The 13745-nt window shown below is 44.5% G+C and carries 16 protein-coding genes and 1 tRNA gene; 9 read left to right on the top strand and 8 right to left on the bottom strand.

Annotated elements, in window-relative coordinates; genetic code table 11:
* Together budA and CUN85_RS06680 are read right to left on the bottom strand one after the other, a co-directional pair.
* A complete protein-coding gene (budA, locus tag CUN85_RS06675; protein ID WP_235856229.1) occupies positions 1-849 on the bottom strand; it encodes an acetolactate decarboxylase in 849 nt (282 codons plus the stop codon).
* A 202-nt stretch (positions 850-1051) separates the two neighbouring features.
* Positions 1052-1528: a chemotaxis protein CheW gene (locus CUN85_RS06680; protein WP_135389552.1), complete on the bottom strand. Its 477-nt coding sequence runs from the start codon at positions 1526-1528 to the stop codon at positions 1052-1054.
* A 253-nt stretch (positions 1529-1781) separates the two neighbouring features.
* On the opposite strand from CUN85_RS06680, the gene CUN85_RS06685 reads away from it, so the two are divergent.
* The 5 genes from CUN85_RS06685 (at position 1782) to rpiA (ending at position 7757) form a co-directional block, all read left to right on the top strand.
* Positions 1782-2552, top strand: a complete 771-nt coding sequence (locus tag CUN85_RS06685; RefSeq protein WP_135389553.1) for a CPBP family glutamic-type intramembrane protease — start codon at positions 1782-1784, stop codon at positions 2550-2552.
* Between the two features lie 269 nt (positions 2553-2821).
* Positions 2822-4306 carry an argininosuccinate lyase gene (gene argH / locus CUN85_RS06690; RefSeq protein ID WP_135389554.1) on the top strand — a complete coding sequence of 495 codons (1485 nt, stop codon included), beginning with the start codon at positions 2822-2824 and terminating at the stop codon, positions 4304-4306.
* 33 nt (positions 4307-4339) lie between these two features.
* The gene (gene gatD / locus CUN85_RS06695) at positions 4340-5620 is read left to right on the top strand and encodes a Glu-tRNA(Gln) amidotransferase subunit GatD (protein WP_135389555.1); all 1281 of its coding nucleotides are present in this window, start codon (positions 4340-4342) and stop codon (positions 5618-5620) included.
* Positions 5621-5706: 86 nt separating this feature from the next.
* Positions 5707-7038, top strand: coding sequence for an aspartate--tRNA(Asn) ligase (aspS, locus tag CUN85_RS06700; RefSeq protein ID WP_135389556.1), 1332 nt, complete (start codon positions 5707-5709; stop codon positions 7036-7038).
* A 23-nt stretch (positions 7039-7061) separates the two neighbouring features.
* Positions 7062-7757, top strand: a complete 696-nt coding sequence (rpiA, locus tag CUN85_RS06705) for a ribose-5-phosphate isomerase RpiA (protein WP_135389557.1) — start codon at positions 7062-7064, stop codon at positions 7755-7757.
* 8 nt (positions 7758-7765) lie between these two features.
* Here rpiA and CUN85_RS06710 read toward each other — a convergent pair whose 3' ends face one another.
* The 3 genes from CUN85_RS06710 to CUN85_RS06720 are packed head-to-tail and all read right to left on the bottom strand — an operon-like array spanning position 7766 to position 10210.
* Entirely contained in the window at positions 7766-8983 is a 1218-nt protein-coding gene (locus tag CUN85_RS06710; protein WP_135389558.1) for a potassium channel family protein, read from the bottom strand.
* A gap of 49 nt (positions 8984-9032) precedes the next feature.
* Positions 9033-9590 carry a magnesium transporter gene (locus tag CUN85_RS06715; protein WP_205804378.1) on the bottom strand — a complete coding sequence of 186 codons (558 nt, stop codon included), beginning with the start codon at positions 9588-9590 and terminating at the stop codon, positions 9033-9035.
* On the bottom strand, positions 9587-10210 hold the full coding sequence (locus CUN85_RS06720; RefSeq protein WP_135389559.1) for a magnesium transporter: 624 nt from the start codon (positions 10208-10210) through the stop codon (positions 9587-9589). Before CUN85_RS06720 ends, CUN85_RS06715 begins: the two co-directional genes overlap by 4 nt.
* 151 nt (positions 10211-10361) lie before the next feature.
* Between CUN85_RS06720 and CUN85_RS06725 the strand changes: the two genes are divergently transcribed.
* From CUN85_RS06725 to CUN85_RS06730, 3 genes are read left to right on the top strand one after another with little or no spacing between them, the layout of a single operon-like run.
* Positions 10362-10664 carry a Dabb family protein gene (locus tag CUN85_RS06725; protein ID WP_135389560.1) on the top strand — a complete coding sequence of 101 codons (303 nt, stop codon included), beginning with the start codon at positions 10362-10364 and terminating at the stop codon, positions 10662-10664.
* 46 nt (positions 10665-10710) lie between these two features.
* Positions 10711-10872, top strand: a complete 162-nt coding sequence (locus CUN85_RS13525; RefSeq protein ID WP_268921601.1) for an NAD(P)H-dependent oxidoreductase — start codon at positions 10711-10713, stop codon at positions 10870-10872.
* A complete protein-coding gene (locus CUN85_RS06730; RefSeq protein WP_268921602.1) occupies positions 10869-11312 on the top strand; it encodes an NAD(P)H-dependent oxidoreductase in 444 nt (147 codons plus the stop codon). The genes CUN85_RS13525 and CUN85_RS06730 overlap by 4 nt, the downstream gene beginning before the upstream one ends.
* A gap of 42 nt (positions 11313-11354) precedes the next feature.
* Here CUN85_RS06730 and CUN85_RS06735 read toward each other — a convergent pair whose 3' ends face one another.
* A complete protein-coding gene (locus tag CUN85_RS06735) occupies positions 11355-11555 on the bottom strand; it encodes a hypothetical protein (protein WP_135389561.1) in 201 nt (66 codons plus the stop codon).
* Positions 11548-12123, bottom strand: a complete 576-nt coding sequence (locus tag CUN85_RS06740; RefSeq protein ID WP_135389562.1) for a nuclear transport factor 2 family protein — start codon at positions 12121-12123, stop codon at positions 11548-11550. Before CUN85_RS06740 ends, CUN85_RS06735 begins: the two co-directional genes overlap by 8 nt.
* Positions 12124-12314: 191 nt before the next feature.
* On the opposite strand from CUN85_RS06740, the gene CUN85_RS06745 reads away from it, so the two are divergent.
* Positions 12315-12391 (top strand) — tRNA-Val (locus CUN85_RS06745).
* Positions 12392-12795: 404 nt separating this feature from the next.
* On the opposite strand, the gene CUN85_RS06750 is transcribed toward CUN85_RS06745, so the two are convergent.
* Positions 12796-13581 carry a helix-turn-helix transcriptional regulator gene (locus CUN85_RS06750; RefSeq protein ID WP_135389563.1) on the bottom strand — a complete coding sequence of 262 codons (786 nt, stop codon included), beginning with the start codon at positions 13579-13581 and terminating at the stop codon, positions 12796-12798.
* Between the last annotated feature and the right edge of the window lie 164 nt (positions 13582-13745).

Below are 13745 nucleotides of genomic sequence, written 5' to 3' on the forward strand. Positions count from 1 at the left end.
TCACTTCTCGACCTGTTCGAGTTCTGAACCTGTATCCTTTGTAAGATCCGAATCCAGAAACTCATTGCTTTTGGGAAGTTCCATAAAGAACCTGTGCGTATTGTCTATACCGACCGTTCCTTCAGTTATACCGAACTCGAGAACATGCCCGCCTGCGGTCCTGTCTTCAGTTATGAAGTGAAGATGATATCCAGGCACGTTTATACCTTCAACATACGAGGGCAGCCAGTAACCTACAATTACTCCGTTAACCTGTTCTAATTCGAATGTAGGCTGGTCCTTTGTGACTTCCACCAGTTTGGGATATGGCTTTTCCTGTTTCGGAACACTCCTTGTCCTGACATAATCGAATGTTCCGTTGATCTTGATGGCATACATGATATTCCTGTTAGGCATCAATGCTGCAAGATAATCTTCTGTCTGAGATCGGTTCATAGGTTCAGTGATAAGATCCTCTGTATCCGCATCGAAAAAAGTTACCGCAGCAAAGGGTGTGGTCATGGAATCATTCACAGGATAGGCAATACCATCGTCTTTTATCTGGTATACTATACCATCCAGCTCTATCATCTCACCGTCCAGACCTGAAAAGGTCCCTATCCCGAAATCCCCGTGCTGCTTTAGAGACTCATAGTCTGTTTCGCCATCATATACCCCTTCAAGTAAGGCATTTATCGTGGAAACCTGGTACAGTATATCGTTTGAACTATACAGGGTCAAAGCACTTTCTGCTTGCTGCCCAGTAACGTTTTCAGAAATGCCACCTGATTCTGCTTCATCGATACATCCGGTGACCAATGTAAATATGACCGACAGACATATCGCAAAAATGATTATATTCTTTCTCATAGTCATCCCCGTATTCGATTAATAATTAATTCCAATGGATCTTCCCGCAAAAAAGTAAAAGTTCTTTTAGAGCTTCAATGCAAATGCACATATCCGGGAATTCTGCCCGTATATAGGTAAATAATGAGCAAAACGGCTATTGCGTCATTTGCCAGCTACTCATGCATCCTGCCGGAGTAGAAGGTTCGCGGGAAAAACCTTCTCAGGCAGCAGTCTCGTTTATGATATTCTCAAGATCGAGAAGTATTAACAACCTCTCATCCATTTTTCCAACGCCTTTGAGATAAGCTGCGTTGATCTTCTGCATGATAATCTCAGGTGTGGGATCGACATTTGTGGCAAGCAGTCTGATCACTTCACTGACAGAGTCAACGACCATTCCGATTATCGTACCCTCAACATCTACAACTATAATCCGGGATTCATCGGTAATCTCCTTTGCCGGAAGGCCGAATCTCCTGTCCAGATCCATTACAACAATGATCTTACCACGCAGGTTGATAACACCCTTAATGTAGTCAGGAGATCTGGGTATGCGCGTTATTTCAGGAAGCCGGATGATCTCCTGTACCTTCATAATGTCAACACCGAATTCCTCCAGCCCCAGATTAAAAATTACAAGCTGGATTAATTCGTTTGTATTAACATGTTCCTGGAATTTATTAATGTCATTTTCCATATTGATCCTCAACTGAAAAGCGATTATGATAGTACTGATGTGATATAATATTAATAATATATTATTAAATTAGTATATATAGTTTCGCTAATAGGAACTGCAAAGATCATAGCAACCGAAATCAGAGATAATCAGCAACCCAGAAAGTAAAAAAGCAGTTGCAAATAAAAGGACTGATATATAATACGGGCATATGAATCGCATCAAAATATAAATAACTCACTAAGGCTGTTCTCAAAAAAGGAATATAAGCATGGATGCCAAAAATATTGTGGACCAGAAGATCTTCTGGCTGTTGTTTATGGCAGCAGAATTCTCAATGATAGCAGCCGTACCATATGCAGTCTCTATTTCCGGAGATGCGATATACGACTTTGGCGTTTCTCTCCCGATGATACTGGCAACCCAGTTTGCTCAGGGAACAGGGCTTTTGATCGTATCCATTTTAACAGGCATCTTCCTCGGGAAAAAAATTGGTTTGGGGACACCAGTACTTGAATCCCTGTTTGAAGGCAGGGGTTTGCCTGCCAGCTTTCATTCTACCGTGAAATTATCGGTGATCCTTGGTGTCTTTGCAGGCACTCTCATCTTTGTAACGGACAGATTCGTTTTTTCCATTTTTGTCGAACCTTTGACCGTGTTCCTGGCATCACCTCTTCTGTGGCAGAGATTTTTATACTCATTCTATGCAGGTATCGTGGAGGAGATTATCCTGAGATTCTTCCTTGTAACCCTTCTGATATGGATCTCATGGAAGATCAAAAGGACTTCAGAGAACCTACCCACGAACACTGGTGTCTGGCTATCCGTACTTATCACGAGTCTCCTTTATAGTATAGGCTACATTTCATCCCTATCCGCATCAGAATACCCTGATCTGATGCTCACCCTGGGAATCACAGTCCTGAGCCTGATCACCGGGAGTATATTCGGCTGGCTCTATTGGAAAAAAGGACTGGAAGCATCGATCATTGCCAACCTTACGGCTTCTCTGACCATGCTGGTTGTGCTTGGTTCTCTGTAATGCCCGTGGTTGTGTGGCCTTAACAGTTGAGTTTAATCTCAGGGAATACTGAAATTCTGATAACGGAGTACATTTTCACCGCTGCGGGATTTTTCGGATAGTTTTTCCAACATCTTATTTGATTTACCTGTCCGCAGTTGATCTCCTGAACAAAAAAGTTCACTGAGGGCTGAAATTACAAAACCGATTCTTATTTATGTATTCAAGCCATACCACGCTACAAAATCAAGGTCACTTTTAATATTATATTTAAACTAACGAGGATTCACATGAGCGAGATTTTACGCAGGGGACGCCTGTCTTCCACTCCTGATGAAGATATATTGAACTTCACTTCATCTATGTCGGCAGATAAATGGATCTTCGAGGCAGATATACTTGTGGACCTGGCACATACAGTCATGCTCAAAGAGCAGAGTATTATCAGGGAACAGGATTGCAGCAAGATCCTGAAGGGACTTTTGCAGATCAGGGAAGATGGGATCGGGAGTCTTGATCACTCTTATGAGGACATACACATTTCACTTGAATCAAGGCTCATCGATATGGTCGGTGAGGATGTTGGCGGGAGAATGCATTCCGGCCGCTCCAGGAACGATGAGGTCGTCACCTGCATCAGGATAAGGCTCAGGGATGAACTGCTGTCCCTTATGGAAGAGCTCAGCCAGCTTCGGAAGAATCTTCTGGACATGGCTTCGGAAAATAAAGATACGCTGATGCCAGGATTCACCCACCTGCAGCATGCACAGCCGACCACCTTCGCTCACCATTTGCTGGCACACTCAGGTGCATTGTCAAGGGACACACAGCGTCTGATGGAAGCCTTCTCACGGGTGAATGAATGCCCTCTGGGAGCTGCTGCATTTGCATCTACGGGTTTTTTACTTGACAGGGAACGAACAAGGTCACTGCTTGGTTTTGAAAGGCTCATTGAGAATTCCATGGATGCGGTCAGTAGCCGTGATTTCATGATAGAGTCTGCCTCGATACTTGTGAATATCATGGTAAACCTCAGCAAAATGGCAGAGGAGATAGTAATATGGTCAACGACTGAATTTGGTTTTATCGAACTTCATGATAGTTACTCATCAACATCTTCTATAATGCCGCAGAAAAAGAATCCGGATACTGCCGAGCTTATTCGTGGTAAATCCGGTACCGTCATTGGTTCTCTGATGGCACTGATATCTATTTGCAAGGCCCTCCCACTGAGTTATAACAGGGACCTTCAGGAAGCTACTCCTAACCTCTGGCGTGCTGTGGAAACTACAAGAGGTGCTGCCAGAGTAATGGCAGGTATATTTGCCACACTTGAGGTAAATACGGATGCTATGTCGCTGCAGTCAACAGCTGGTTTTACAACGGCAACAGAACTTGCAGATACCATGGTAAGAGCTGCAGGCATACCTTTCAGGACAGCACATCAGATAGTCGGTGTACTGGCACGTGAAAATAGAGACCCTACACCGGAAGATATCGATGCTGCCGCCAGGAACGTGCTGGGCGAAAACCTGAGTGAACGTGGCCTGAGTCGGGAAATGGTGAAAGAAGCACTTGACCCTCTATCCAACATAAGCAAACGCAGTATCACAGGTGGCCCTTCTCCCAATGAGCTTGAAAGGGCGATACGCAGCTGTTTTGAGGAGCTGGAACTTGAACACACCAGAATAACAGAATTCAACAACAGCATAGAGCATTCGCTCAATGCCCTTTTCACAGTTGTCGACAGATGCATTGAGAGTAGTTCGAAATAATGTACTTATTATAATACCAAGGTAAGGATCATCATGGAATTCGAAGAAGGCGACAGGATAAAAATCGAAAAGGACGGTGTGGAATATGAAGGCGTAGTCATGCCAAGCACCACCCGGCACATTGTCATCAAGATGATCAGCGGATATAATGCGGGAATCGACCCTGAGAATGCCAGTATCAAAGTTGTGCAGAAAAAAAAAGCAGCAAACAATACACTGGTTGCAGCCAGGGGTCCGGATATTTCCGTGGAAAGGCCGGCTTCCCTGCCAAAGGTCTCAATTCTGTCCACTGGCGGTACGATAGCAAGTAAGATCGATTACAGGACAGGTGCTGTCACAGCCAGTTTCTCGGCTGATGATATTCTGCAGGCCATCCCGGAATTAAAAGAGATAGCTGATTTTAGCGGCCGTGCCATCTATAATATTCTTTCTGAGAACATGAAAGCCGATTACTGGCAGGTACTCGCAAAAGCGATAGCTGAAGAAATCGGGAAGGGCGCTGACGGGATAATCGTAGCCCACGGTACTGACACAATGATGTATTCGGCTGCTGCGTTATCATTCATGATAGAGACCCCCGTGCCGATCGTTTTTGTAGGTTCCCAGCGAAGTGCTGACAGACCCAGCAGCGACAATGCCATGAACGCCATATGTGCCGCACTTGTTGCTGTCAGTGATATTGCCGAGGTCACTGTTGTCATGCATGATGATGAATCCGATGGAAGATGTGCCGTACACCGCGGCACCAAGGTAAGGAAGATGCACACTTCCAGAAGAGATGCCTTCAGGTCTGTCAATGCAGACCCCATTGCCTATGTGGACTATACCGGCCGCGAGCTGCACGCTACGTCAACTTACACTAAAAGAGGAGCCAGACAACTCGAACTGAATGACTCCCTTGAACCCAGATGTGCACTCGTGAAGTTCACACCCGGCGCAAGTCCTGAAATCCTTTCGTATTTCACAGATGCCGGCTACCGTGGGCTGGTGATAGAAGGTACCGGACTTGGGCATGTTTCCACCGAATGGATTCCCCATATAGAGAATGTGATACGTTCGGGTATTCCTGTTGTAGTGACATCACAGTGCATCAGTGGAAGGGTATGCAACAGGGTTTACGATACCGGCAGGGATATACTCAAAGCAGGTGCTATCGAAGGGGAGGATATGCTTCCGGAAGTCGCACTTGTAAAGCTTATGTGGGCCTTGGGCCAGTCTGATGACATCGACACAGTTGCAGAGATCATGACAAATGCAATTGCAGGTGAGATATCGGAAAGGACTCTTGTTTCAGCCTGTGAATGCCATGAATAATTAGGTTTATAACAAAGTAGCAAGTATTGGTGCCAGAATTATCGATATAGGAATGATATTAGTATTTTTACAAACTAGGTGATTTTATGTCATTAACAGATCTCAGGACACACTATGCATCAGAGGTAAAACCGGAAGAACTGGGCGATGAGAAAGTAACCATCGCCGGTTGGGTATATGAGGTCCGTGACCTCGGAGGAATTTGTTTTGTTGTGGTCAGGGACCGGACCGGAAGGGCCCAGGTCACACTTGTGAAAAAGAAAACAGATCCGGAACTGCTGGATCTGGCCAGAAAACTCGTCAGGGAATCCGTAGTATCCATAACAGGCAGTGTCAAGCCGGAAGCAAAGGCTCCAAATGGTTATGAGCTCATTCCCGATGAGATAAGACTCCTCAATGAGGCAGAGTCACCACTTCCGATGGATACTACCGGAAAGGTTGAAGCCGAACTTGATACACGACTTGATTCAAGGTTCATCGACCTCAGGAGAGAGAGGACAACCGCCATATTCAGTATAAGGCACGAAGTACTCAGGGCTGTCAGGAGCTTCCTTACGGACAGCGGTTTCATCGAGACTTCCAGTCCGAAGGTCGTTGCAACAGCAACAGAGGGAGGAACCTCCCTATTCCCGATCACATACTTTGACAGGGAAGCTTTCCTTAACCAGAGTCCTCAACTCTTCAAGCAGATACTGATGTCCGGCGGAATGGACAGGGTGTTTGAGATCGGCCCTATCTTCAGGGCAGAGGAACACGACACCCGCAGACATCTCAATGAAGCAACATCCATTGACATTGAGGCAAGCTTCTGTGATCACTTCGATGTGATGGAGATCCTTGAGAAGATGGTTGCCTACATCTATGAGCAGGTAATTGAGAATGCGTCCGGTTCACTTGCAGTTCTTGATCTTGATCTGAAAGTACCGGCACTTCCTTTCAAAAGAGTTACCTATGATGAAGCCATTGATATCGTCAATGCGAACACTGACGAGATGCTCAACTGGGGGGATGACTTGGGTACCGCAGCCGAGCATACCATTGGTGAGTATGTGTTCAAAGAAACAGGTGAATCACACTACTTCATAATCGACTGGCCAACTGAGATCAAGCCATTCTATGCAATGCCTTATGAGGACAACCCGGTCCTTTCTAAGGGATTTGATATGATGCACAGGACAATGGAGCTTTCTTCAGGTGCACAGCGCATACACATCCCCGAGCTTCTTGTAAGAAGGATCGAATCCCAGGGCCTTGACCCCGAAGGTTTCGAATTCTATCTTAAGGCTTTCAGATACGGTATGCCACCACATGCAGGATGGGGTATAGGCTGCGAAAGGCTTGTCATGACCATGCTGGGAGTTGAGAACATCCGTGACGTGGTGCTGTTCCCAAGGGACAGACGCAGACTTTCCCCGTGATCAAAGCAATCGGAGCAGTTCTGATGAAAGAAAGGAATCCTTCCGGAGAGAGCCCGGAAAAGAAAGCAGCAGGTATCGCTGCAGCAGATCTTGTTAAAGATGGGATGGTAGTTGGCCTTGGCACGGGTTCGACCACAGCTTACACGATAGCTGAACTTGGCAGGCGTGTTGCCAAAGGTCTTGATATAATTGCAGTCGTGACATCATACCAGTCCGAGATGCTGGCCATAGATGCAGGTATAACTCTCACAAGCCTTGCCGAGTATCCGGAACTGGATATAGCCATTGACGGCGCCGACCAGATTGATGCTGCCCTCAACGTTATAAAAGGCGGTGGGGCCGCACATACACGTGAGAAGGTCGTTTCACGTTCTGCAGAGCGTTTTGTGATAGTTGCTGACGAATCGAAATCAAGTGAACAGCTGAACCATTATGTGCCACTTGAAGTGCTTCCGTACGCAAAGGAACTTGTATTAAAACAGGTCCGAATGATTGGCGGAGACCCGGTGCTGCGTCTTGCATCAAGAAAAGATGGGCCCGTCATATCCGACAATGGTAATTTTATTATCGATGCAAGTTTCGGCGTTATCGAAAACCCTGTGGTAATGTCCGCACTTCTTTCACAGGTAGCCGGAATCGTCGAACATGGGATATTCACCAATGTTGACGAGGCGTATATCGGTAAAAAAGATGGCTCTGTAGAAATATTGAGATCCTGATCTTTCGGTCAGGAATCTCTTTCGTCTTCGTCTTCAAAGGGACAGGCGCACATCTCGAATAGTGCATCTTCTCCTGTGCGGGAACCTCTTGCTATAAGTATATCCCCTGCCTGGATGATCGTTCTCTTATTAGGACGGTAAACCCACTTATCATCCCTTTTGATCGCCATTACATGTACACCTGTCTCTGTTTCGAGTTTCAGGTGCCCGAAGGTTTTTCCTACAATGGGCGAGCATTTCTGGACAACGAGTTTTGTTATGACCTCATCCGACTGTCTGACAGCCAGGGTCACCACCGGATGAAGTTCGATATCCCTGAGAACAGTATCGGCAATCGTATATGCTGCGTCTGAAATTGCCTCGGCTGCATTTGCAAGATGCAACAAACCTCTAAGCTGGTTCACATCAGGTACATGTTTTGCAGTTTCCAGCACCCAATGCTGAAGTTCGTATTTCATGGCATCCATTTCTACTTCAAGTGCCTTTACTTCATGAGCTATATCCTCGTTATCGAAGAGGAGGGCGGAGTATGCAAGTCCTACGGAAAGTTCACCCATGTTCTTCATTTCAACTATAATGTCCACGGCCCTTTCGAGGTCTATCAGGAAACGCTCATGCTGTACATCCCTTGGAACATATTTGTGACCTGTCACAAGTTCCATGAAAATAGGAACCCCTTCATCATGACCCCTCGCAAAAATCACATCATCGGCACGTATTCGTGAATTGTGGTTTGGGTTATATATCCATTCATTGTGCCGGCGTATGGCGATAATCCACATTCCGGATTCCGTATCGAACTCAATATCCCCAAGTGCACGGCCTGCAAGAGGAGAGTTCTCACTGACAGTTGCTCTTGTGATCGTCTCTTCAGCTTCTCTCATAGCCAGTTTAAGCTCCATGGGTATACCCATGTCCAGGACAACTATCTTTGCAATGTCCCCTGCTGCATTTGAGATATTTTCAGATGCAAGTGCAACCTGTAACACACCTGACATCTCTTCAGCTTCATCTACACGTCTTGCACTCAGCATGGCAGCTATTTTCATGTGATAGTCAAGAGTGTCCATTTTTTCTTCAAGACTTATTACCTCTTCAGCAATGTCTTCGTCATCATAGATCATTGCAGAATAGGCAAGATCAACCATCAGTTCTGATGTATTCTTAGTCTCTATCAGGAGATCTTTGAGGTTGCGTGGGATGTACTTTATTTCCTTAGGAGTCATGATCTTTCTACCAGTTTATTCCTTTCATGTTCTTATCTTCAATTCTATTCTATATTATATTCAGCAAATGCATGGTGATAAATATACCAATTACGCCAATAAGATCTCCAAGGGTTGCGATCACAGGAATTACTGTATCGTCTGGGTCCACACCGAAACGATGTGATGCGAAAGCAATCACAAGAGTGGCTGAGTAAACGACCAGTAGCTCGAAAGTGCCTGCAATTAAGCACAATGCCATAAGAGTTGCAAATGCGATCTCCATCTCAAGCACCATACCGGTGATCCATACAACAATCCCCAGGAAAGTAAAGGCACACATACCTACAATGAATGCTGAAAGCACGCTGTTGCGCACAACCGGATTGTGATATACATTACCTCCAAGACCCATGTGCAGGGCGGATGAGAGACGTGCTCCCAGCATACTTCCCGTATCACCACCGATCTTGATAAGCGCAGGTATCAGGATAAGAATGATTGGCATTGAGACAAGGTTCTCTATCTGGAAATTAAGGATCTGCCCTGTCAGGATACCTATTATTGAGGTGAAGAGGATTATAGGGAAGCTTCTTCCGACTATTCCTCCTATTGTATAATACGTCATAGTAAGAGCACCACCCTTGCAGCTATGAAGATCATCATCATAGATACTATATCACCAATCGTGGCAATGGCAGGAGTGACTACATTATCCGGGTCAAAGCCGAATCGGAACATACCCAGAGCAAGCAGCACGGCTACGAATGCGAGTATCAGGCCTGAAGACACACCTGCAAGAACAGCTATCAGGGTAAGTGTGAGAGGACCCGCACTCGGCAATCCGAGAGCAACCGTGATAAAATGACCTAATAATCCCAGAATAAAAGACATTATCGCACTGAGCAGGAGAGATCCGGTCACATTGTTCATTAATTCAGGATTTCTGTCGATCTTTGTGATCAGTCCCATATGGATAGCACTGCCGAGCCGGGATCCAAGTGTGGATGATATATTACCACGCATTCCCAGGACTGCAGGGGCTATCACTATGAGTCCGGGTATCATCTGCAGTTCATCGGTCATGCCCGACAGAATGATACCTGATGCAACACCTCCGAACGTTGCTACCAGTTGAAAAGGCAAAGCCTCACCTACGATAGAACTGATGCTTGCATAATCTCCCATGTACTCTTCTGCAAACTCATCTTCCTCATCGTCTTCCTGATGATGTGTGTCGTGAGGCATATGCCTTACTTCGCTTTTTTAATATTTAAATAGATATGACCACTACATACAGCGAAAACTGTTGATTATGCCCTATTCTGCATTAGCTTTATAAGTTTTATCGCATAATTCCCTGAAAAAGGTTTTTCGTAAATTGTGGAAAGGAATTATTATGTTAAAACATATTGTCATGTGGAAGCTGAAAGAAACTGCAGAAGGCAGGACCAGTCAGGAGAATGCAGACCTGATGAAGAAAATGCTTGAAGATCTCAAAGACCAGATCCCCGAGATAGAAAGTATAGAGGTCGGAGTCAATATCAACTCTTCTGATGCTGCCTTTGATGTGGTGCTGTACTCAGAGTTCAGGAACGAGAAAGCACTGCTATCCTACCAGAAACACCCGGAACATGTAAAGGTTGCAGATCTTGTAGGTAAAATCAATGAAATGAGAGTAGTCGTTGATTATCTGGTGTGAAGTTGACAATATCAGGCGGTATAAGTCCTAAATAACGGTAGTTCTAATGAGAATATCAGTAATACTGGGTCATCCTTACGATAAAAGCCTCAATCATGCCATTGCAGCGACAGTTGCCGATGTCCTAAATAATAACGGGCATGATGTCCGGCTTCATGACATGTACAGGGAAAATTTTGACCCCGTTATCCGGGGGAGGAACTTGTGACGGACCGGTCGGAAAATGCACTCGTCCAGACACATTGTGATGAGATAAGGGAAGCTGAAGGCATAATAATCATCCATCCCAACTGGTGGGGACAGCCTCCGGCCATCCTCAAGGGATGGGTTGACAGGGTGTTACGGGAGAATGTGGCATACAGATTCCCTGCAGATGATGACGGTTCCGGCCTTCCCATCGGTCTGATGAGAGCAAAGGCAGCTATTGTGTTCAATACCTCAAACACGCCTGAGGAGAGGGAATATACTGTTTTCGGGGATCCTCTTGAGAGGATATGGAAGGACTGTGTTTTTGATTTCTGCGGTGTGAAAAACTATTATCGCAGGATGTTCAGGACAATAGCAGGAAGCACACCTGAACAAAGGCAGACTTGGCTGAATGAGGTAAGGGATATGGTAAATGAGCATTTCCCGCAGAACAGCTTGTGAGAGTTGCTACCGGAGCCAGTATTTGTCTTTTTTCTCTTTTTCTTATTTTTCTCCGGGCGGAGTTACATCATCGTATATTCTGGCAGCGTACATCTTCCAGTTCTTACCGAGTTCATAGACAGCCACACCTGCCTGCGGCGGTAATTTTGTTTTGCCCCATGCTTCGGATATATATTCGATTACCACACGCTTGCCATCGAATGTGGCGGTACAGTGCCTGAGAGTGATGCCTCCGTCATGCAATACTGATGAATAAAAAATCCTTCAGGCCGGCTTTACCCGAATGCATATACCCTGAGCTGCCGGGTTCACGGGCATAGCCATCGTCTTCAAAAATATCCAGTATTTGTTCAGTATTGCCTTCCTCCAAGGCCTGCATGTACTGTTTGACAAAATCAGGTTCTTCAAGACCTTCCACCGGTTCCAGAAGCGGTTCTCTCACCTTATGCTTTCCTGTGAGCGGCCACGTACTGTGATATACACGTATTGCGGACACCCGGTCTCCGTCAAGGTCTGCAACGATCGCAACCGGCAGATCAATATTCCTGGTATCATGCTGTAAATAAAGCAGGATCTCAACGCAGATGCGCTTAACATTCGCAGTGATCTCTACGAACTGCTGCCCTGCATCATGCCCGCTCAGCCACTGATGCTGTCGGTCTGCAAATTCAATGAACTCATCTATGCCCGTTATTCTTCCCTCGAGGGGCGTATCTATCACAGGTTCCCCTACAAACATAGAAAGCAGTTTTTCGGTATCTTCCTCCTTTATGAGAATATAAAGGTCCTTTAAGGTCTCTGCTACTGTCAAGATATCCACTCCAGAACAAGAATTTGCCCCGGACTATATAAAGGTAGCAATCCGCATTCGCCCAGTTCCTGCAGTAAGAAAGATTTACCTGCATTTAACCTGTTTTCACTAAAAAGGAATATATACCACTAGTTACATTATGGGGATGCTCTAAGGTGAAAGCGTCACCGAGCAACTATTATCATTCGTATGGGCCCGTGGTCTAGCCGGTTATGACATCGCCTTTACACGGCGGGGGTCATGAGTTCGAATCTCATCGGGCCCACCAACTTCTTTTTGACTGCCTGATATTGATTCTTGCAGATTAACTATGTTTTTCTCGATATCATTGTGGTGCAATAGCTCGGCTTGTGTTTCATCTAAGTTGTGAATGATGCCAAGATTACAATTGTTTCCGCATTCGATTGATGCTGGTTTTAGAATATGGGATTTGTTGTGGGGATTAGGGTTGCCTAGATGAGGCGGAGGTTTATAGAGCCGTCATTCTCGGAAGTTGGTATTTGTCTATTTCCAACCTTGTGTATTGCATCTGGTCCAAATTGTGTCCCCTCAATAAGTTATGGGATATAGGTAACTCAAAAAACCGAACTGTTATAACTATATTATCTGTTTAACCCTAGATATATTCTAAAAAAGTTGGAACTCAATAAGAGAATAAAGTAAAAATAATAACTAAAGTTCCGTTATTGGAGTTGAATTCTTCATGTAACAATCGAAAACTTCTTTTCCCCATTCAAGAGCACAAGGATTGAAACATACGACATGTTTGTTATCAACTCCATCATTACTTTTCAATAACCGCATTAGTAAACAGTGGTCATTACATACGACAGCCTGCAAGTTCATTTTTTTAGTATACATGAAAAGATGGACTAAATTCTGAGCACGGAGTTCTAAATAATCAGCATAATAATTACTTCTTATCAGGTTAACAACATCCTGGGAGAAGATTGCATATACGTTTACATTGTTTTCAATCAGCTTTGAGAATAATGTTGGATACATTGGATGAAAGAATGTAGAAATTATAAAAACAGATTTAGATTTATAACAATCCTCTACGACTTGTTTATTTAGTTCATATGCTTCATTTAGTGGAGGGTTAACAACCTCACATTTTCCAAGTTCGCTTATCCTCTTAATGAGATGAGGTGGAATAAAGTCAAGCCGACGAGTTCCCCAATAATCAATATCAACATCTAAAGCATCAACAGTATTTACAAAAGGAACCATCTCATCAATAATAAGTTTCCCAATAGTTGTCAACTCATAGGTATCTTTCTCTTGTGAAACAAGATAATGCTCTTCAAGTATTCTAATCTGAGGAAGTAATGCCTGCCTGCTAGAATTAAGGGATTGAAGGATATCTTCCATTTCCTTTGATCCATCTTGCAACAGAATGAGAATTTCCTTTCTCTTTTCTGACTTAAATATAACATCAAGTAATTCTTTCTTCATTTTACCATATCTTAACAAGCAACAGTAACTTTGGATACCTTACTTATTAAGTACTTTCGGTATTTAGGCTCGTAGAAATCCTCAAAATTCAGACGATAATCAAATTTTAATATTCAAATGTACTGCCAGCTATTGAACTAAGTTACAAGTTTTTCCTTGATGAT

It is taken from the genome of Methanolobus halotolerans (assembly GCF_004745425.1).
Taxonomy (GTDB): Archaea; Halobacteriota; Methanosarcinia; order Methanosarcinales; family Methanosarcinaceae; genus Methanolobus; species Methanolobus halotolerans.

Coding starts and splice junctions, on each gene's coding strand:
- CUN85_RS06750 (WP_135389563.1), bottom strand. CDS start 13,581: ATGAAGAAAGAATTACTTGATGTTATATTTAAGTCAGAAAAGAGAAAG.
- CUN85_RS06715 (WP_205804378.1), bottom strand. CDS start 9,590: ATGACGTATTATACAATAGGAGGAATAGTCGGAAGAAGCTTCCCTATA.
- CUN85_RS06685 (WP_135389553.1), top strand. CDS start 1,782: ATGGATGCCAAAAATATTGTGGACCAGAAGATCTTCTGGCTGTTGTTT.
- aspS (WP_135389556.1), top strand. CDS start 5,707: ATGTCATTAACAGATCTCAGGACACACTATGCATCAGAGGTAAAACCG.
- CUN85_RS06680 (WP_135389552.1), bottom strand. CDS start 1,528: ATGGAAAATGACATTAATAAATTCCAGGAACATGTTAATACAAACGAA.
- argH (WP_135389554.1), top strand. CDS start 2,822: ATGAGCGAGATTTTACGCAGGGGACGCCTGTCTTCCACTCCTGATGAA.
- CUN85_RS06725 (WP_135389560.1), top strand. CDS start 10,362: ATGTTAAAACATATTGTCATGTGGAAGCTGAAAGAAACTGCAGAAGGC.
- CUN85_RS06720 (WP_135389559.1), bottom strand. CDS start 10,210: ATGCCTCACGACACACATCATCAGGAAGACGATGAGGAAGATGAGTTT.
- CUN85_RS13525 (WP_268921601.1), top strand. CDS start 10,711: ATGAGAATATCAGTAATACTGGGTCATCCTTACGATAAAAGCCTCAAT.
- CUN85_RS06710 (WP_135389558.1), bottom strand. CDS start 8,983: ATGACTCCTAAGGAAATAAAGTACATCCCACGCAACCTCAAAGATCTC.
- budA (WP_235856229.1), bottom strand. CDS start 849: ATGAGAAAGAATATAATCATTTTTGCGATATGTCTGTCGGTCATATTT.
- rpiA (WP_135389557.1), top strand. CDS start 7,062: ATGAAAGAAAGGAATCCTTCCGGAGAGAGCCCGGAAAAGAAAGCAGCA.
- gatD (WP_135389555.1), top strand. CDS start 4,340: ATGGAATTCGAAGAAGGCGACAGGATAAAAATCGAAAAGGACGGTGTG.